A 19,189-nucleotide genomic window follows, 5' to 3' on the forward strand; every position below is an offset into this window, starting at 1 on the left:
TTGCCGCAGGCGTCGGCGGCTCTGAACCACTTGGGGGGTTCGATCCTGACCGTGGTCCGGAAGGCGTCGGCGGCCTGGCCCCTGAGCGCGGAGGAGTCCAGCCCCGCGAGCCCGGTGCCGACACTGTCGAACGCCTTCTGGAGATCCTTCAGGTGTGAGGCCGTCGAGCGGAGTTTCGACGGGGACCCGTGGACCAGTTCGGTCCTGTCCTCGCTCTGGCCGAGGTCGAGTTCGTCGACCTGGGCGCCCATGCGGTTGGCGAGGGACCGGGACTTGTCCCGTACCCAGTCCGACCCCGACTCCCAGCCGATGTCGTCGAGCCGGTCGGCGGTCCAGTTCCCGGCGTCCTCGACCCGCTCACCGACCCACTCGGTCCCCTTCTCGACCGCGTCCTCCACCACATCCGGCGTCAGATCACTGACAATGTCCCCGATACCCACGACTCAGCTCTCCCCACCGTCCCGCTGCTGCCGGGCGCGTTCCTCGGGGGACGGCCCGAAGGTCTGGTCCACGGCCCGGTCGAACCGTTCCCGGTCCACCCCGGCGAGATCGTTGAGCGCACTCGCGCGCTGCCCGCCGATGCCCTCGGTCACCAGGGCCCGCCCGGTGTCCTTCCACACCCGCCCCGCCTCGTCCGCAGCCCGCTCGAACGACTCCGGGCTGTAGTCCGGGTCCAGATGGTCCGGCCGCAGGACCTCGCCCCACCCCTGCCCGACGATCTCGTCCTCCGACGCGTGCGGATTGCCGACGGCGGCGTTCACCGCGACTTTCATCGTCCCCTCGACGTACCGGTCCTCCTCCCAGACGAGACCGGCCGCCAGCCCCAGCTTCGCCGCGATCGTGTTCGCGTCCTGGACCAGCGCCCGCACGCCCCACTCCCACCGCTCGCAGAAGTCCTCGAAGTCCGTCGACAGCCCGTGGTGACCGGTCTCCATCCCCGTCATCGACAGATCCGACAGCCCCTTGCCCATCAGCGACCCGGTACCGGTGCCGATCTCCCCCAGCTCCGCCACCGCCGACCGCAGCCCGGCGGTGATCCGCCGGACACTCTCGGGCGAGACCCCGAGATCCTCCGCCCCACCACCCATCAGCTCCCGCCCTCCCCGCCCACAACCGCCCCGTCCGGAACGATCCCCGACACCGGCGGAAAGAACATCGCCCCGTCCCCGTCGGCGACATTCACCGCCACCCCCGCCGGCACCCCCAGCGCCGGAACCACCTCATCCAGCAGCCGCGCCCCCCGCACCTCCGCGAACTCCCACGACCGCCCCGCCTCACCCCGCGCCGCCGCGAACCGCGCCAGCGCCTCCTCGTCCGTGAAGCCGCACACCCACCGCACCCCGCCGAAGGACGCGGACCACAGCCCTCCCCGGTCCACCGGCACCAACACCAGCGAGCGCCGCAACTCACCCACCACCGCCCGGGGGTCCCCCACCCCCGCCCGCCGCTCGGCGATCCGCTCCGCCAACTCCGTACCCGTACCCGTCTCCGTACCCGTCACGGAACCCCCTCCGGCTCTCGAACCCACCAGCACCGTAGGCCCCCGCCCGCGCCCCCCGCCAGGAAATCCGGCGGCGCGCGGGGTCGCACAGGGGTCGGAATCGCTCCGGCCCGGGGAAACGCGAGCCGTGCGCCGCGCTCAGAACGCGTATCGCACGCGCAGCCACGGCGCGTGGGCCGCGATCAGCTCCCGCAGCCGGACGAGGGCCTCGTGCTTGACCTCGCGGGTGTAGCGGACGTTGAGGGCCCCGTTCTCCGAGCGCTTGGGCTCCTGGGCGGCCGGCTGCCACAGCAGCTCCTCGGCCCGTGGGTGCCAGCCGAGGTTGACCTCGTGGAGCGCCTTGTTGTGGGTGAGCATGATGATCTCGGCGGCGGCCTGCGCCTTCACCCGGCCGGGGAGGACGTCGTCGAGCTGGACGAGCAGCCCGGCCCAGTCGCGCTGCCAGCCGGGGCGCAGCACCACCGGCGAGAGGTTGAAGTGGACCTCGTACCCCGCGTCGAGGAAGTCGGCCGCGGCGGCGATGCGCTCCGCCACCGGGCTGGTGCGGATGTCCAGCAGACGGGAGTCGGCCGCGGGCATGACCGAGAAGCGCACCCGGGTGCGGCCCCGGGGGTCCAGCGCGAGCAGGTCGGGGTTGACGAACTTGGTGGCGAAGGAGGCCTTGGCGGTGGGCAGACCGCGGAACGCCGCGACGAGGTCGGCCGTGTTGTCGCAGACGAGGGCGTCGACGGAGCAGTCGCCGTTCTCCCCGATGTCGTACACCCAGGAGTGCGGATCGCACTGGTTCGGCTCCCGTTTCGGTCCCCGCGCCCGGACATGCCGCCGCACCTGGGCGACGATCGCCTCGATGTTGGTGAAGAGCGTGATCGGGTTGGCGTAGCCCTTGCGGCGCGGAACGTAGCAGTAGGCGCAGGCCATGGCGCAGCCGTTGGAGGCGCCGGGGGCGATCCAGTCGGCCGACCTGCCGTTGGGGCGGGTCGTGAGTGTCTGCCGTACGCCCAGGACCAGGGTCTCGGTCTTGACCCGGGTCCAGCGGGCGATGTTGCCGTCATTGCCGTGCAGGGACGGGATGCGCCAGTGCCCGGCCACCTCGGTGACGGGCACCCCCGGCAGCCTCGCCAGGATCTCGGCGCCGCGCGGGGAGGCGAGCGCGGCGGGCTCGGCGTACACCTCCCGGATGTCCAGCATCCGCCGCGCCTGGGGGCTGTCCCGGAATCCGCGTCCGCCGTGGTCCGGCGGGGCGGCGGGCAGGGTCTGGTCCCAGCCGAAGAGCGCCTGCTGCTCGGGCCCCTCCGGGGCGGACCCGGCCGCACGATGGTTCACGGCACCTCTCCTGTTCCGTTCGCGATCGGGGTGTCCGCCGCCGGCCGGGAGGCCCTCGGTGACGGCCCCCGGTCCGATCCGACCCTACGTGGAGGGGGCGGGGGCGGGGCGGCCGTCCCGGGCGGGCGCGTCCGAGGGCGGGGGCAGCGCCATGGGCGGGACGACCGGCCGGCGGGCCGTTCCGGCGGAGTGTCGGCGCGGGGAAGCGGCGGGGGAGTGCCAGCATGGGCGGGTAACCGGGGCCCCGGTGGCCACCGGTCCACTGTCCACCGGTCCGGTCCGGTCCACCGGTCCGGTCCACTGTCCACCAGTCCACCGCCCACCGGTCCACCGCCGGGCGGCCCTCTCCCGGGAGCGGCCCGCGCGCCGCGCCGGGTGCGGGGCGACCGGGTGCGGGGCGGTCACCGGGTACGAGGGGCCCCGAGCGCGGCAATGACCTGGTACGAGGCCGCCGGGTGCGCGGCGCGGAGAGGCGGAACCCCATGGCAGCTCCACGCCCCCACTGGCTCTTCGGGGACCAGCTCGGACCGCATTTCACCGATCCGCGCCACGGCGGCCCCGACTCCCGCGCCCCGCTGATCATGATCGAGGCGCGCTCGGTGCTGCGCCGGCGCCGTTTCCACCGCGCCAAGGCCCATCTGGTGCTCTCCGCGATGCGCCACCGCGCGGACGAACTCGGCGACCGGGTCACCTATGTCCGGGCCGAGACCTACGCCGAGGGCCTGGAGCGGGCGGGGGCGCGCGGCGCGCTGACGGTCTGCCACCCCACCTCGCGCCGGGCGCGGGACTTCGCCGGCGCGCGGCAGGGCGTGGAGATCCTGCCGGCGAAGGGCTTCCTGGTGAGCCACGACGACTTCGCCGAGTGGGCCGCCCACGGCGATGGCCCCGGCTCCGGCTCCGGACCCGGCTCCGGCTCCGGACCCGGGGGCGCCCACGGCAGTCCCCCGGGCGCCGGACACGCCATGCGGCTGGAGCGCTTCTACCGCTGGGTGCGCGAGCGCCACGACCTGCTCATGGATGGCGACGAGCCCCTCGGCGGCCGATGGAACCTCGACCACGACAACCGCGAGCCCCCGCCGCGCGGACAGGACACTCTCGGCGTCCCCGGCCCCTGGGAGCCGCGCGAGGACGCCATCGACGAGGAGGTCCGCCACGACCTCGACCGCTGGGAGCGCGACGGCGATGTCTCCTTCGCCGGCCGCGACGGCCCCAGACGCTTCGCCGCCACCCGGCGCGAGGCACTCGCCGCGCTGCGCCACTTCGTCACCCACCGGCTGCCGGACTTCGGGCGGTACGAGGACGCCGTGCTCGCGGCCGACCCGGTGATGAGCCACAGCCTGCTCTCCGCGCCCCTGAACCTCGGCCTGCTCGACCCCGCCGAGTGCGTGGGGCGCGCCGAGAGCGCCCACCGGGCGGGCGACGCGCCCCTGAACAGCGTGGAGGGCTTCGTCCGGCAGATCGCCGGCTGGCGCGAGTACGTCTGGCATCTGTACTGGTACTTCGGTGAGGAGTACCGCCACCGCAACGCACTGCGCCACACCGCGCCGCTGCCGCGCTGGTTCCTCGACCTGGACGCCGACGCGGTCACCGCCCGGTGCCTGTCGACGGTGCTCGCCCAGGTGCGGGACACCGGCTGGACCCACCACATCCCCCGCCTGATGGTGCTCGGCAGCCGCGCCCTCCAGGACGGCTGGGACCCGGCGGCCGTCACCGACTGGTTCCACCGCTGCTTCGTCGACGGCTACGACTGGGTCATGCTCCCCAATGTGGTGGGCATGTCCCAGTACGCCGACGGCGGTCTCATGACCACCAAGCCCTACACCTCCGGCGGCGCCTACCTCAACCGGATGAGCGACCTGTGCGGGCCGTGCGCCCACCACCCCGCCCATCGCACCGGCGACCGCGCCTGCCCCTACACCACCGGCTACTGGGCCTTCCTCCACCGCCACCGCGCCCGGCTCGCCGCCAACCACCGCACGGCGCGCGCGGTGAGCGGTCTCGACCGGCTCAAGGACCTGCCGGAACTCCTCGACACGGCCGCGCGGCGCGGCGACGCGCCGCCCTGACCTCGTCCGTACCACCCCCGGGGGAGCCGCCCTGACCTCGTCCGTACCGCCCCCGGGGGAAGGGGCGGCGCGTCTCATGTCTGCGGGACCAGGTCGGCGCGGAGCAGATGGTGGTCCGAGTAGTCGGTGGGATGCACACCCTGCTCGCGCGGGGTGATGCCGCGCAGGAAGATGTAGTCGAACTTGCGGACCCAGTCGGTGGTCGGCTCGCAGGTGCCGGTGACCGAGGGCAGGCACTCGGTGTCGGTCTCCTTGGCCAGTTCCCATATCCGGCTGAGTTCGGGGGCCTCCGGGACGGCGTTGAAGTCCCCGAGGACGATCGCGCGTTCGTGCCGGGCGACATCCGCGCCGAGTACGCGGGTCTGGTCCGCCCGGACCTCCTCCTGGCGCCGGTGGGCGAGGTGGGTGTTGAAGACCCGGGCCGGCCGGCCCGCCACCGTGGTGGTGACGGCCATGTACCCGCGGTCCTCGGAACCGCCGTTCGGATACTCCACACTGACGCGGTCGGTCATCGGCGCCGCCGAGAGCACGGCCTGCCCGAAGGCCCCGGGGCTCCACGGCAGCCCGCCGCAGCGGCCCCGGTGCCGGAGCACCGCCCCGTACTCGACGTGGTAGTCCAGCCCGTAACGGCTCTCCAGATAGTCCCGGATCATCTCGACGTCCCGCACACAGGTCTCCTGCAAGCCGATGACCTGCGGCGCGTGCAGGGCGATCTCCGCCGCGCGGTCCGCGTTGCTCTCCTTGCAGGGGTTGCAGATGTTCCACGTCATGACCCGGTTCGGCACGACCTCCCGGACGGACTCGGGGGACGGTGACCCGGCGAGGTGGGCATCGCTCGGCGCGCTGGGGCCGATGAGCACCATGCAGGCCACGGTCAGAGCGCCCGCGAGCAGTCTTGTGGCCCTTCCGAGCACCATCGCCTCCCCAGAGTGAACACAGATCGCAACCGCCGTCTTCACGCATGAGGTTATGGGACAGCGCCCCCGGCACCCCCCGCGGTGCGCCGAATCCCCCTGCGGCCGGACGGAATCGCCGGTACGGAGAACGGACCACGGACGGCTGAGAACCGAGTGAGAGAAGAGTGAGAGCGGAGTGAGAGAGCACCGCGAGGGGCGCCGCGCACCGTGGGAGACGTGTGCACCCCGCACCGGCGGTGCGAGGCCCGCGCCGAGCGGCCGGCCGTACCCGCCGGGGCCCGGTCCCCGGTCCGGCGCCTCGGCGGGTACGCCTTCCGGCGCCTCGACGGGGGACGCCTTCCGGCGCCCCGGCGGGCACACCCGCGCACCCGTGCACCCGCATCACCCACCAGGGAGGAACCCCATGTCATCGCACGCCCCCGAGGCCCCTGTCCCCGAGGCCCCCGTCCCCAAGGCCGGAACCCGGGAGTGGCTGGGCCTCGCGGTGCTGGCCCTGCCCACCCTGCTGATCTCTCTCGATCAGAGCGTGCTCTATCTGGCCCTGCCCCACCTCGCCGAGGCGCTGGAGCCGACCGGCGCGCAGACGCTGTGGATCATGGATATCTACGGCTTCCTGATCGCCGGATTCCTCATCACCATGGGCACGCTGGGCGACCGGATCGGCCGCCGCAAGCTGCTGATGATCGGTGCGGTGGCCGTCGGCGTCACCTCGGTGGCCGCCGCCTGCGCCACCAGCGCCGAGGCCCTGATCGTCACCCGCGCCCTGCTCGGCATCGCGGCGGCCACGCTGATGCCGTCCACCCTCGCCCTCATCGGCGACCTGTTCCGGGACCCGTACCAGCGGGGCCGTGCCATCGCGGTGTGGGCCGGCTGCTTCATGGGAGGCACCGCGCTGGGCCCGGTCGTCGGCGGCGTGATGCTGGAGTACTTCTGGTGGGGCTCGGTCTTCCTGCTCGGCGTGCCCGTCACGGTGCTGCTGCTGATCGCCGCGCCCGTACTGCTGCCGGAGCACAAGAACCCCCGCGCCGGCGGGATCGACCTGCTCAGCGTGGTGCTGTCGCTGGTGTCGATCCTGTCGGTCATCCACGGGCTGAAGGAGCTGGCGCGCCACGGCCTCGCGCCGGTGCCGGTCGCCGCGATCGCCGTCGGCGCGGCCGTCGGCGCGGTGTTGGTGTCGCGGCAGGGCAGGCTGGCCGATCCGCTGCTGGATCTGAGGCTCTTCAGGGTCGGCGCGTTCACCGCCGCGCTGCTGATCCTGATGGTCTCGATGCTCGGCACCGGCGGGGGCTATCTCTTCGTCACCGGCTTCGTCCAGATGGTCGAGGGGTACTCACCGATGGAGGCGGGTCTGTGGATGGTGCCCGCGGCCGTCGCGTCGATCGCCGCCGCGCAGGTGGCGCCGGTCCTCGCGGGACGGTACGCGCTCAGCACCGTCATCGGCGCGAGTCTGCTCACCGGCGCCACCGGCTATCTGCTGCTCGTCCTCGTCGGCCCGGTCGGCGGGATGCCGCTGCTGATGACCGGGTTCGTGATCACATTCATCGCCGTGGGCACCTTCGGGGCGCTCGGCACCAACCTGGTCGTCGGCTCCGTACCGCCGGAGCGGGGCGGCTCGGCGGCGGCGCTCTCCTCCATCAGCGGTGACCTGGGCACCGCGCTCGGCATCGCCACGCTCGGCAGCCTGGGCACGGCCGTCTACCGGGACGCGATCGAGGTGCCCGACGGCATCCCGGCGTCCGCCGCCGACTCCGCCGGGGGAAGCATGGAGGGCGCGATCACGGCGGCCCGTGAGCTGCCCGCCGGGGCGTCCGACGCTCTGCTGACCGCCGCGGGGGAGGCGTACACCAGCGGGCTGAACGCGGTCGGCGCGACCTGCGCCGTGATCACCGTGATCAGCGCGGCCATCGCGTTCACGCTGCTGCGCGGGCGCCGGGGGGCGACCCCGAGCGGGGACGATCCGCGGGAGAGGGCCGGGGAACCGCTCTCGACGCCCTGACACTCCGGGGGCGGGCCCTGCCTCTCCCCCCGCTCCCGGGTCGGGGCCTCCCGGGTCGGGGCCTCCCGGGCCGGGGCTTCCCGGATCGGAACCTCCGGATCGGAACCTCCGGATCGGAACCTCCGGATCGGAACCTCCGATCGGGATCGTTCGATCGGGATCGTTCGATCGGGATCGTTCGGATCGGCACATCCCGGCCAGGACCCGCCGCGCCGGGTTAGCGTGATCGCATGCACTTCGGGGTTCTCGGTTCGCTGGCGGTGTGGACGGCGGACGGCCGGGCGGTCCGGCTCCCGGGGCTCAAAGTCCGTGCTCTGCTGGCCTGTCTCCTGGCGCACCGGGGACGGCCGGTCTCCGCGGACCGGCTGATCGACGACCTGTGGGGGACCGGGCCGCCCGGCAACCCGCTCGGTGTGCTGCACAGCAAGGTGTGGCAGTTGCGGCGGACGCTGGAGCGCGCCGAGCCGGGCGGCCGGGACCTCGTGGTCTCCCTCGCGCCGGGCTACGCGCTGCGGACCGGCCCGGACGCCGTGGACGCCGACCGCTTCCACGCCCTGGTGACGCGCGCGCGGGCGGCCGGCGGCCCCCGGCCGCGCGCCGCTCTCCTCGCGGACGCGCTGGCCCTCTGGCGCGGCCCCGCCTTCGCCGACTTCGCCGATGAGGAGTTCACCCGCGCCGCACGGGACCGGCTGGAGGAGCGGCGGCTGACGGCGCTGGAGGAGCAGGCCGAGGCGCGGCTCGACCTCGGTGAACACGCCCTGGTGGCCGACGAACTGGGCGACCTGGTCGCCCTGCACCCCCTCCGCGAGCGGCTGCGCGCCGCCCAGGTGCGGGCGCTCTATCTCGCCGGCCGGCAGAGCGACGCGCTCAGCAGCTACGCCGATCTGCGCGGACGGCTGGCCGATTCCCTGGGCCTGGACCCCGGCCCCGAACTGGCCGCCCTGCACCAGGCGATCCTCACCCAGGACGCGGCACTGACCGCCGCCCCCTCCCCCGGCACGGCCGCCGCCCGCCCGCCGACGAACGTACCGACCTCCCTCACCGGACTGATCGGCAGGACGGAGGCGATCGGCGAACTGCGCGAGCTGCTGGCGGCGAACCGACTGGTGACGCTCATCGGCTCGGGCGGGGTCGGCAAGACGCAACTGGCGCTGGCGGCCGCCGCGCTGGTCACCGACGAGTTCCCGGGCGGCGTACGGCTCGTGGAGTTCGGCGCGCTCGACCCGTCACCGGACGGGGTGCGCACGACGCGCGAGCTGTACGAGGTGCTCGGCGCGGTTCTCCACGTACGGGACGACACGGCTTCGGGCCCGGGGTCCGGGGGCGCGCCGCCCTCGCCGGCCGACCGGGTCGCCCAGGCGCTGGGCGAGCGGCCGGCCCTGCTGGTGTTCGACAACTGCGAGCATGTGGCCGCTCCGGTGGCCGAGCTGACCGAGCGGTTGCTCAGGGCCGTCCCCGCGCTGAGGATTCTGGCCACCAGCCAGGTCCCGCTGGGCGTCACCGGCGAGTACCTCCAGGAGGTGCCGCCGCTGCGGCGGCCCGGACCCGCGGCGGAGCTGAGCCCCGCGACCGTGCGCCGCTACAGCGCGGTGGAGCTGTTCGTGACGCGGGCGACCGCGGCGGCACCGCGCTTCGTGCTCGACGCGGCCAATGTCGGGGCGGTCGTGTCGATCTGCCGGCGGCTCGACGGGATTCCGCTCGCGCTGGAGATGGCGGCGACCCGGGTGCGGGTGCTGGGGGTGGCGGAGCTGGCGGCGCGGCTGGACGACCGCTTCCCTCTGCTGGCCTCCGGGGTGCGCGGCGCCCCGGCGCGCCAGCGGACCCTGCGGGCGGTCATCGACTGGAGCTGGGAGCTGCTCGGCGACCGGGAGCGCACGGTGCTGCGCCGTCTCGCGGTGCACGCCGACGGCTGCACCCTCGACGCCGCCGAGGAGGTCTGCGCCGGGGACGACCTGGACCGCACGGAGGTGCTCGACCTGGTCGCCCGGCTGGTGGACTGGTCCCTGGTGGTCATGACGGACGGCCCGGACGGGCCCCGGTACCAGCTCCTCGAATCGGTCACCGCCTACTGCGTCGAACGCCTCACCGACAGCGGCGAGTCCGACGGCGTCCGGCGCGCGCACCGCGACTACTACACGGCTCTGGCCGAACGGGCCGAGCCCCATCTGCGGGGTCACGGCCAGCGGCGGTGGCTGCACCGCCTGGACGCGGAGACCGCGAATCTGCGTACCGCGCTCGACTGCGCGGTGCGGTGCGGCGACGCCGATCGCGCGCTGCGTCTGACGAACGCGCTGAGCTGGTACTGGTATCTGCGCGGCCGGAGCAACGAGGCCAGACGGTCCCTGACCGTGGCGCTGTCGCTCGGCGGCGCACCGCCGGCCGCGGTGGCCAGGGCCACGGCCCTGCTGGGCGGTTTCCGGCTGGTGCTCGGCGGGGTCGCCGACCCGGTGGCCGAGTACCGCGCCGCGCTGCTGCCGTACGAGGAGGTGGACGACCCGGGAGGGCGGGCCAGGGCCCAGTGGTTCCTCGGGTCGAGCCTCTACGGGATCGGTGATGTGGCGCCGAGCGAGGAGCTGGTCCAGCGGGCGCTGACGGCTTTCCGGTCGCTCGGTGACCGCTGGGGCACGGCCGCGGCCCTGGGCAGCCGGACGTACCACGCGAATCTGCGCGGAGACCTCGCCGCGCTGCGCCGGGACGGCGAACGGAGCCTGGAGCTCTTCCGTGAACTGGGCGACCAGTGGGGGCAGCTCCAGGCATCGGTGCCGCTCGGGACGCTGGCCGAGATCACCGGCGACTACCAGCGGGCCGGGCGCCTGTACCGGGAGGGGCTGCGCATGGCCGAGGACCTGGGGCTGTGGCCCCAGGTCTCCTTCCACCTCTCCGGCCTCGGCCGGGTCGCGCTGCTGACCGGGGACCTGCCCCGGGCCCGGGACCTCCACGAGCGCGCCGCCCGGCTCGCGGCGGGCCAGTCGGACAGCTTCGGCGAGCAGTACGCCGAGACCGGCCTCGCCCTCGGCGCCCGCCGGGCCGGTGACCTGGACGCGGCCGAACGCCATCTGCTCCGGGTGCTCGACCTGCACCGCCGCATGGGCTACGAGCCGGCCAGACCCTCGCTGATCCTGGTCGAACTGGGCTTCCTGGCGGAGGCCCGGGGCGACGCCCCGGCCGCGCTGACACTCCAGCGGAACGCCCACACGGCGGCCCGCGCCACCGGCGACCCCCGGGCGATAGCCCTGACCCTGGAGGGCCTGGCCGGAGCCCACTCCCTCTCCCCCCACCCCACCCAAGCGGCCCGCCTCCTGGGCGCGGCCACCACAACCCGCCACTCGGTCCACGCCCCCCTGCGCGGCGGCGAACGCTTCGACGTGGACCGCATCGCCACCCGCCTCATATCCGCCCTGGGCGAGGCCCGCTATGCCGCGGAGTTCGCCATGGGCGGGGCGACGGCCCCGGAGGAGTACTTGGCGGAGCCGCCTTCCTGATCCCCCGCGGAACGGGCACGCGACCCCTGAAGCGGTCCGGACAACACGAGAGCCCCGGGCCATCGGCCTGGGGCTTTTCTGTGGAGCGGGTGACGAGAATCGAACTCGCGCTCTGAGCTTGGGAATCATCCGGCACGTGGCGTGGGCCACCCTGCCGACCTGCGGGTATGCCCCTCTCGGGGCTGGTTCCGCAGAGTGGGTCGACCCGCTGCTGACCGTTGTTCACCCCTGTGACTGGCACGTTGTGGCACGGCTCCCGGGCTCCGGGCCGGATGGGTGGCTCCCATCAGTGGGCCCGCCCGCGCCCCTGTCCGATTGCCAGGCAGCGCTCGCCGCGACGGCGCTGTGCTGCCGTGGAAGGCGCCGTTCAGGCGCGGGCGTCCTGGCCACAAGGGCTCCTCATCGATCGGAACTCCCGCCCCGGCGGGTGGCGAGCCAGCAGAGTCATTCATCGGTGGCGTTGACCGATGCCTGTGCCCACTGCCGCAGCCCGGTGATTTCCTGCTCGTCGAGTCCGCAGGTGGCGCGTTTTCGTGTCGCCGATCCAGTCGGATCCGCCCTGTCGCGCTTGCAAGTCGCTCAGGTCGAAGGAGGCGCGGGCATGGCACCGTCCGAGCTCCTGGAGCCGGCATGGTACAAGCGGTTCGGGGCGGCCTGTACGTCGAGATGTCGGGGCGAACAGCGAGAGAGGTAAACCCAAGGCCCGCCCCACTCACCAGTTCTCGTAGTCCTCGATCAGGCGGGCCACGAGCCGGTGGAGCGCTGCTGCCCTGTTCAAGTCCTCCCGCTGTTCGCGCAGGGCCCGCTCGGTCGACCGGAGTCGGTGCCAGGCGTCTGGTTCCTTGTCCATCACATCGTCGACCAACGGCTGGGTGATCAGTGCGAGACACTCGGCCAGTCGCAGCCTGGTGGATGGCGTCGGCGGCGCCGGATCGGCGGCGGCGTACCCAGTAGTCAGGTATCGGACAGGGTCGGCCAGGCTCCAGCCGACGACCGCCCCGGCCTGGACCAGGAACACCAGGTCGGGGGCGATACCGATCCGGGCATCCAGCGGAGTGTCGAGGACCGCGAGATCCCGAAGGCAGGCCAGTTCCGTCGCTTCGCGGTCGCAGCACAGCACCGTTGTCTGCGCGAGGGCGAAGTCGAGTGCCTCCTCCGCGCGGAGCCCGCCCCGGACGGCCCGGGGCTCGGTGGACAGGCGGGCCCCGGCCTCTGCCGGGGCGGATACGGCGGGCAGGTGGAGCCCCACGCCGACCAGCTCGCGGCTGCCGTTGTCGAACAGAAGGTCGTCGTTCTCCGACCCCAGCCACTCCTGGCTTCCGAAGGCACCGGGCAGTAGCCGCTCGAATCCTGCCCGGTTGGTGAACTCACCGACGATCAATTGAGGGATGTCGAGGGCGAGGCGTGGGACGGATGTCAGCGGAGTGCCCGTCACCACGGCGCGAAGGGTGTCCAGGGCGATATCCACAGGTGTCCCACCTCATCGGATTTGATCGGCGGGCGCCAACGTGCCGCCTCGGCTGTCCGGAATATTGCCGTTCACAATATCGTCATGGGTCACCGGCAGGCCGGGGTCGTCGGGCGACCCGCCGAATGCCTTCGCACCGCTTTCCCCTCGGGTCCCCGAAGGACCGTACGCGGTGATGACATCGCCCGCGCCGGCACCTGGCCCCTTGGTAATCACGACGTCTTCTCCTTGCCGGAAGGTGAGGTTCCCCCGCTGCCCCTGGGAGTGGTAGACCGCGTCGGGGTTCTTGAGGATCTCCAGAACCCGGTCGTCGCTGAACTGGTGTCGTGTGTCGGCGTGGTAGTTGCCGGACTTCCTCATCTTCCCTTCCTGGGCCCGTTCGATCACCTGGTCGGAAACCTTCCGGGCCCTCTCCTTGGGACACTTCGGCATGAGGCCCAGCGGATCGCACCATGTGAAGGGGTTGTCGACATAGGCGACGGGATTGGGCCCGGGCGCCAGACCGAGAGGGTCGGGGGAGACGTAGCGGCCGGTTTCCGGATCGTAGTGGCGGAAGAGGTTGTAGTGGAGGCCGGTCTCCGGGTCGTAGTACTGGCCCGGAAAGCGCAGAGGGGTGTAGGCGGTACTCGTCCGGGCCCAGGCAGTGGTACCCCAGATGGTGGTGCGGGTGCGCCAGGCTATGTCGCCCGACTCGTCGACGAGTTCGGTGGGGGCACCGACGAGGTCAGTGGCGATAGCGAAGAATCGCCGGTCGATCTCGTCCTGACGGGTGTCCGCGGTCAGGATGCGTTCGGTCTGGGCGAGAGGGACTCCGGCGCGGTGATCCCAGGTGAGGACAACGGTGTTCGGGAGATCGGGCTCTCGCATGGTCTGTTCACAGAGGGTGAGGCCGTCCCAGGCGAACCTGACCTCTTCGACGACGGTCCCGCCGTCGGTGGACAGGCGCTGCTTGGCGGTGCGACGTCCCAGCGGGTCATATCTGTAGCGCCAGCGGGTGCCGTCCGGGGTGATCACCGAAGTGAGACGGCTTTCGGCGTCCCATGTGTAACGCCAGATTTCGGGCTTGCGGGAGAGCCGGGCCCTTCGGCGGAGGGTGACGCGCCCCAGGTCGTCGTACTCGAAATGGCTGCCTCCGGCCCGAATGAGCTTCGTGCCGGTGTAGGACCTGGGTCCGGTGCCGTCGCTGCCCGGATGTGTGGCAGGCCAGACGGCCTCGGTCTGGTTGCCGTTGGCGTCGTAGGCGTAACGCTCTGTCCAGCCTCGCGCATGCACCGCGGTGACCCGGCCGACCGCGTCGAGGTCGAAGGTACGTGAGCCCGACAGCCGGTCGGACAGTTCAGCGAGATGACCGTCCGAGCGGTAGGCGTAACTCCGGCCGTTGAGTGCGCGGCCATCGGCGTTCAGTTCCTCGGCAGAGAGCCGTCCGGCCTCGTCCCAGGCCGAGGCGACGGTGAAGAAGCCGCCGAATACGCGGGCTGTTTCCCGCCCGGCGACATCGTGGGTGAAGCCGACCCGGCAGCCTCCTGCCGTCAGGTGTGCGGGTCGTCCACCGCTGTCGTAGGCGTACGTGGTCACTTGCCCGGTGGGTGTAGTGCGGCGAGTACGGCGCCCCGCAGCGTCGTACGCGTAGTCCATGGCGTATCCGTCTACCAGCTCGGTCTTGACCTGGCCTCGGCGGTCGTACCGGTAGAGGAGTTCGCTGTCCGGGCTCGACGCCTGCAGAAGGCGTCCGGCGTGGTCGTAGCTGTAGACGGTCACTCGCCCGTCGGCATCCTTCTCGATGACTCGACCGAGCCGGTCGCGCTTGAACGAGATGGTCTGGCCGAGGGCGTCGGTGCGGGAGCTGAGCTGTCCGTCGGCGTCGTAGTGGTAAGACACGGTGCGGCCGTCGAAGTCGGTCTCCGAGATCATGCGGCCGGCCGCGTCGTACGCGTAACCCCATGTCATCCCCAGGGGATTGACCACCTGGGTGAGCTGCAGATGGGCGTCGTAGCGGAATGAGTAGCGGGCTCCATCCGGATGGGTGCGGGCCGTCGGCAGGTCGAAGTGGGTGTAGTCGAAGGACGAGACGCCGCCGACCGGATCGGTGTGGGTGAGGCAGTTGCCCTCGCCGTCGTATGTCCACGATTCGGTGGCGCCGCCCGGGGCCACCCTGCGGGCCAGTCGGCCGTCCGCGTCCCACTCGAGACGGGTGGTGCCGCCGACGGGATCAGTGATGAGCACAGGGCGCCCCAGTGCGTCGCGCTTCACATGGGTGGTGCCACCCGTGGGATCCGTCACCTCCGTCGGCATACCGGCTGCGTCACAGCGGATCGTGGTGGTGGCCCCGAGCGCGTCGGTGACCGAGGTCGGCCGCCCCTGTGCGTCGAAGTTCCAACGGGTGGTGTGCCCGGCCGCGTCGGTGGCGGCTGTCAGGTTGCCCTGCTCGTCGAACTCCTGCAGACGGCGCGCGCCGTCCGGTCCTCGCGTTTCCATGTGGCTTCCCGACGGGTCGCGCTTCGTCGTGAGCCGACTGCCGTCGGGGCGGGTGACGGTGAGCAGGTGACCTTGTTCGTCGTACATGAAGTCGGTGACGCGGCCGAGCGGGTCGGTACGGGTGAGGTGTCTGCCGTGGCTGTCGTACGTGTACCGAGTGGTGTGGCCGAGCGGGTCGGTGGTGGCAAGGACCCGGCACCTGGCGTCGATCAGGTGCCGGGTGGTGTGGCCGTCGGCAGTGGTCAGGGTGGTCACGCGGTGGCCTGTGGCGGGGGAGGGGCGACTGTAGGAGAGCGCGAGTGCGACGTGCCCCGCCTCGCCTCCTGCCGCGATCACCCGGTCGTGCTCGTCGTACACATACGCGTACCGGCTCCGGTTGGAGTCGGTCCAGGCCGTGATCCGGCGGGCGTCATCGTATTCGAGGCTGAGGGCTGACCCGGACGGTTGGGTGATGGCGGAGAGGTTGCCGGACTCGTAGCCGTAGGACTTCAGGGGATGGATCGTTCCCGTGCCGTCCATCAGACTCAGTCCGGTGACTCGGCCCTCGGCCACGGTCAGGACGAGGCGGTGGCCAGCCGAGTGGACGAGGGCCAGGGGCGTGCCGTCGTCAGCGCGGTCCAGGGTAATGGTGTTGTTGTTGCGGTCGGTGATCTGGACGAGCCAGGCGGTGCCGTCGTTCCCGGGCTCAGCCCAGGGAGGGCCGGTGAAGTGCTTGGTCAGCCGGGTCTCGGGGTCGGTGAGCGTGTAGTCGCCGGCGTCGTCGCGGCTCAGGGCGCTCCGTGAGGTCCCTGATTCCGGAAGCGTGCGCAGCCCCGGTACCGGGTGCGGGTAGGTGATCAGCAGCCCGTTGTCGGTGATGTGGATGACACCGGTGGCGTCGATCTGCAGGCGTTCGTCGACGGTGGAGGACCAGGAGGGGCCGAAGAACCGGCCCGCGGTGTAGCCCGACTCCGCCCGGCGGGTGAAGGAGAGCGGCAGCACGCCCGGGAGGACCGCATCGGTCTGAGGCAGGAACATGCGGCCGGAGGCGAGATCGACCGGGTCGGTGCCCCCGGTCGTACGTTCACCGTCCGGGCGGTTGTGGGTGCCCTCGGGAGCGGCGCGTTCGAGCTTGCGGGCGTCGTTGGCCAGGTCGGCGGCCTCTTTTGCGACGCGGGCGCCTTTGACGCCGGCTCCGGCGCCGCCGGTGGCGGCGGTGAGGAGGAGGTCGGGGACGAGCCGGCCGAGGCCCTCGGCGGGGTCCTTCATGAAGTTGCTGATCATCTGTTTGCCGGCGCCCGCGGGGTCGTTGGCGACCTGGACGAGGCCGGCGGCGGTGTTGTTGAGGGCGAGGGCGTACTCGGCGGGGTGGGTGAGGTTGTAGGGGTCGAGGGGGTTGAGGCTGCGGGCGAAGGTGACCAGCCCGGCCGTGCCCTTGACGATTCCCGCGCCGAAGTGGGTCCTGAGGACCTCGTACTCCGCCAGGCCGTCCGCGGCCTGCGCGGCGTACGAGGGTTTGGGCGGGGCCGCGTCCCGGGCCGCGGCCACCGCCGCGCGCGCCGTGGCCGCCGCGGTATTGCGCTGCTTGCGCGCCTCGGCGAGGAGTTCCTGCGCCTGCTCCATCCGCGCCCTGCCCGGGTCGGAGAACTCGCCCGGCTTCGGCGGCAGCGAGGAGGGGTCCCGCTGGTCTGCGGGCTTCGCGTTGTACTGGTCGGCCGCCTTGTTGTAGGACGCCACACTCGCGTTGTGCGCGTCCAGAGCGTCCGCGGACGCCTTCGTCCCCGCCTTCCACAAGCCGATCGCCGTCTGCGCCTGCCCCTGCGCCCACTCCACCGTCCCCGCGAACGCCTCCAGCGCCCCGGCGGCCTTCTCACACGCGTCAGCGGCCCTGAACCACTTCGGCGGCTCGATCTGCACCGTCGCCCGGAACGCGTCCGCCGCCTGCCCCTTCAACGACGCCGAATCCAGACCCCCCAGCCCCCTGCCGACACTGTCGAACGCCTTCTGGAGATCCTTCAGATGCGAGGCCGTCGACCGCAGCTTCGACGGCGACCCGTGGACCAGCCTGGTCTTGTCCTCGCTCTGCCCTAGGTCGAGTTCGTCGACTTCGGCGCCCATGCGGTTGGCCAGCGAGCGGGACTTGTCCCGGACCCAGTCCGACCCCGACTCCCAGCCGACGTCATCGAGCCGGTCCGCCGTCCAGTCCCCCGCATCCTCGACCCGCTCACCGACCCACTCGGTCCCCTTCTCAACCGCGTCCTCCACCACATCCGGCGTCAGATCACTGGCAATGTCCCCGATACCCACGACTCAGCTCCCCCCGCCGCCACCCTGCCCCCGCTGCTCAGCAGCCCGATCCTCCGCAGACGGCCCGAACGTACGGTCAACAGCCCTGTCGAACTGCTCCTGGTCCACGCCGATGAGGTCATTGATCGCGCTGACCCGCTGCCCGCCCAGACCCTCGGTCAGCACCGCCCGCCCGGTGTCCTTCCACGTCTGACCGGCTTCCTCACGGGCCCGTTCGAACGACTCCGCGCTGTAGTCCGGGTCCAGATAGTCGGGTCGGAGGACCTCGCCCCACCCCTGTTCCACGATCTCGTCCTCCGAGGCGTGCGGATTGCCGACGGCGGCGTTCACCGCGACCTTCATCGTCCCCTCGATGTACCGGTCCTCCTCCCAGACCAGCCCTGCCGCCAGCCCCAGCTTCGCCGCGATCGTGTTCGCGTCCTGGACCAGCGCCCGCACCCCCCACTCCCACCGCTCGCAGAAGTCCTCGAAATCCGTCGACAGCCCGTGGTGCCCGGCCTCCATCCCGGTCATCGACAGCTCCGAGAGGCCCTTGCCCATCAGCGAACCGGTTCCGGTACCGATCTCACCCAGTTCCGCGACCGCCGACCGCAGCCCCGAGGTGATCCGCTGCACGCTCTCCCGGGAAACGCCCAGATCCTCCGCGCCGCCCATCAGCGCACACCCCCCTGGCCCGCGTCCACGGCCACCGCGTCCGGCACGATCCCCACCACCGGCGGAAACAGCATCGACCCATCCCCATCGGCGATGTTCACCGCCACACCGGCCGGCGCGCCCAACGCGGGAACCACCTCGTCCAGCAACCGCGCGCCACGCATCTCGGCGAACTCCCACGACCGACCGGCCTCACCCCGCGCCGCCGCGAACCGCGCCAGCGCCCCCTCATCAGTGAAGCCGCACACCCACCGCACCCCACCGAACTCGGCCGTCCACAGCCCGCCGTCCGCCACCGGCACCAGCACCAGCGACCGCCGCAACTCCCCCACCAGCGCCCGGGGATCACCCACCCCGGCCCGCCCCTCAGCGATCCGCTCCGCCAACCCCGTACCCACCACGGAACCCCCTCCGGCTCTCGAACCCACCAGCACCGTAGGCCCCCGCCAAGCGAGACCGCCAGGAAACCCGTCGACGGGCGGGTCGCTTCCGCGGGCGCGACGAGACAGGGGCAGTCCGGAGTCCTCTGACACGATCATTTTTGCCATCGGCAGGCAAAGGGCACACTGCCCAAACAATTGGTCTAGACAACGCGAAAGCCCCGGGCCGCTGGCCCGGGGCTTTTCTATGGAGCGGGTGACGAGAATCGAACTCGCGCTCTGAGCTTGGGAAGCTCATGTTCTACCATTAAACTACACCCGCGCAGCCATCCCGGTGATCCAGAACCGCAGCGCCGCTCACTCTACCCCATCCCCGCCCCGGCCGGTACAACGCGCGACGCGCCCGGCCCCCGGGCCCCGTCGACGCGGGTCTCGCGGGCGGCAGTTGGGGCGTACGGTGGGGAGGCGGAGTGCCGCTCGCGAGTCCGATTTGTTCATCCCCTAATGTGGGTGTTCGTCCGCATTTGTTGGGGAAGGGACTCGATGGACTTGTTGGAGCGCACCGTCGTCCGCTGTGCCGAAGGGCACGTTTTCGCCACCGCCTCGTTTCCGATGCAGCAGCTCGGGGCCGGACGGATCGG

12 protein-coding genes and 1 tRNA gene are annotated in these 19,189 nt (G+C 72.1%); 3 read left to right on the plus strand and 10 right to left on the minus strand.

Annotated features, from left to right (window positions below; genetic code table 11):
• From ABT122_RS12785 to ABT122_RS12800, 4 genes are all read right to left on the minus strand, one after another.
• The coding region (locus ABT122_RS12785; protein WP_351549646.1) for a putative T7SS-secreted protein at nucleotides 1-440 on the minus strand (440 nt) is incomplete at its 3' end.
• A 3-nt stretch (nucleotides 441-443) separates the two neighbouring features.
• Entirely contained in the window at nucleotides 444-1,088 is a 645-nt protein-coding gene (locus ABT122_RS12790; RefSeq protein ID WP_351549649.1) for a hypothetical protein, read from the minus strand.
• Nucleotides 1,088-1,501, minus strand: a complete 414-nt coding sequence (locus ABT122_RS12795) for a hypothetical protein (protein ID WP_351549652.1) — start codon at nucleotides 1,499-1,501, stop codon at nucleotides 1,088-1,090. The genes ABT122_RS12790 and ABT122_RS12795 overlap by 1 nt, the downstream gene beginning before the upstream one ends.
• 138 nt (nucleotides 1,502-1,639) lie before the next feature.
• Nucleotides 1,640-2,824, minus strand: a complete 1,185-nt coding sequence (locus ABT122_RS12800) for a spore photoproduct lyase family protein (protein ID WP_502976134.1) — start codon at nucleotides 2,822-2,824, stop codon at nucleotides 1,640-1,642.
• 482 nt (nucleotides 2,825-3,306) lie between these two features.
• Here ABT122_RS12800 and ABT122_RS12805 point away from each other — a divergent pair, with 482 nt between their 5' ends.
• Nucleotides 3,307-4,890 carry a cryptochrome/photolyase family protein gene (locus ABT122_RS12805; protein ID WP_351549655.1) on the plus strand — a complete coding sequence of 528 codons (1,584 nt, stop codon included), beginning with the start codon at nucleotides 3,307-3,309 and terminating at the stop codon, nucleotides 4,888-4,890.
• Nucleotides 4,891-4,964: 74 nt separating this feature from the next.
• On the opposite strand, the gene ABT122_RS12810 is transcribed toward ABT122_RS12805, so the two are convergent.
• Nucleotides 4,965-5,807 (minus strand): endonuclease/exonuclease/phosphatase family protein, encoded by an 843-nt coding sequence (locus tag ABT122_RS12810; protein ID WP_351549658.1) that lies wholly within the window; start codon nucleotides 5,805-5,807, stop codon nucleotides 4,965-4,967.
• 403 nt (nucleotides 5,808-6,210) lie between these two features.
• Between ABT122_RS12810 and ABT122_RS12815 the strand changes: the two genes are divergently transcribed.
• Both ABT122_RS12815 and ABT122_RS12820 read left to right on the plus strand, forming a co-directional pair.
• Nucleotides 6,211-7,803 (plus strand): MFS transporter, encoded by a 1,593-nt coding sequence (locus tag ABT122_RS12815; RefSeq protein ID WP_351549660.1) that lies wholly within the window; start codon nucleotides 6,211-6,213, stop codon nucleotides 7,801-7,803.
• Between the two features lie 230 nt (nucleotides 7,804-8,033).
• Entirely contained in the window at nucleotides 8,034-11,285 is a 3,252-nt protein-coding gene (locus tag ABT122_RS12820; protein WP_351549663.1) for an AfsR/SARP family transcriptional regulator, read from the plus strand.
• Nucleotides 11,286-11,997: 712 nt separating this feature from the next.
• On the opposite strand, the gene ABT122_RS12825 is transcribed toward ABT122_RS12820, so the two are convergent.
• The 5 genes from ABT122_RS12825 to ABT122_RS12845 form a co-directional block, all read right to left on the minus strand.
• Nucleotides 11,998-12,753 carry a hypothetical protein gene (locus ABT122_RS12825; RefSeq protein WP_351549666.1) on the minus strand — a complete coding sequence of 252 codons (756 nt, stop codon included), beginning with the start codon at nucleotides 12,751-12,753 and terminating at the stop codon, nucleotides 11,998-12,000.
• Between the two features lie 12 nt (nucleotides 12,754-12,765).
• On the minus strand, nucleotides 12,766-17,514 hold the full coding sequence (locus tag ABT122_RS12830; protein ID WP_351549669.1) for a putative T7SS-secreted protein: 4,749 nt from the start codon (nucleotides 17,512-17,514) through the stop codon (nucleotides 12,766-12,768).
• Between the two features lie 3 nt (nucleotides 17,515-17,517).
• A complete protein-coding gene (locus ABT122_RS12835) occupies nucleotides 17,518-18,168 on the minus strand; it encodes a hypothetical protein (protein ID WP_351549672.1) in 651 nt (216 codons plus the stop codon).
• Entirely contained in the window at nucleotides 18,168-18,521 is a 354-nt protein-coding gene (locus tag ABT122_RS12840) for a hypothetical protein (RefSeq protein WP_502976135.1), read from the minus strand. The genes ABT122_RS12835 and ABT122_RS12840 overlap by 1 nt, the downstream gene beginning before the upstream one ends.
• A gap of 275 nt (nucleotides 18,522-18,796) precedes the next feature.
• A tRNA-Gly gene (locus ABT122_RS12845) sits at nucleotides 18,797-18,870 on the minus strand.
• Nucleotides 18,871-19,189: the final 319 nt, after the last annotated feature.

It is taken from the genome of Streptomyces sp. NPDC001985 (assembly GCF_040296845.1).
In the GTDB taxonomy this organism is placed as follows: Bacteria; Actinomycetota; Actinomycetes; order Streptomycetales; family Streptomycetaceae; genus Streptomyces.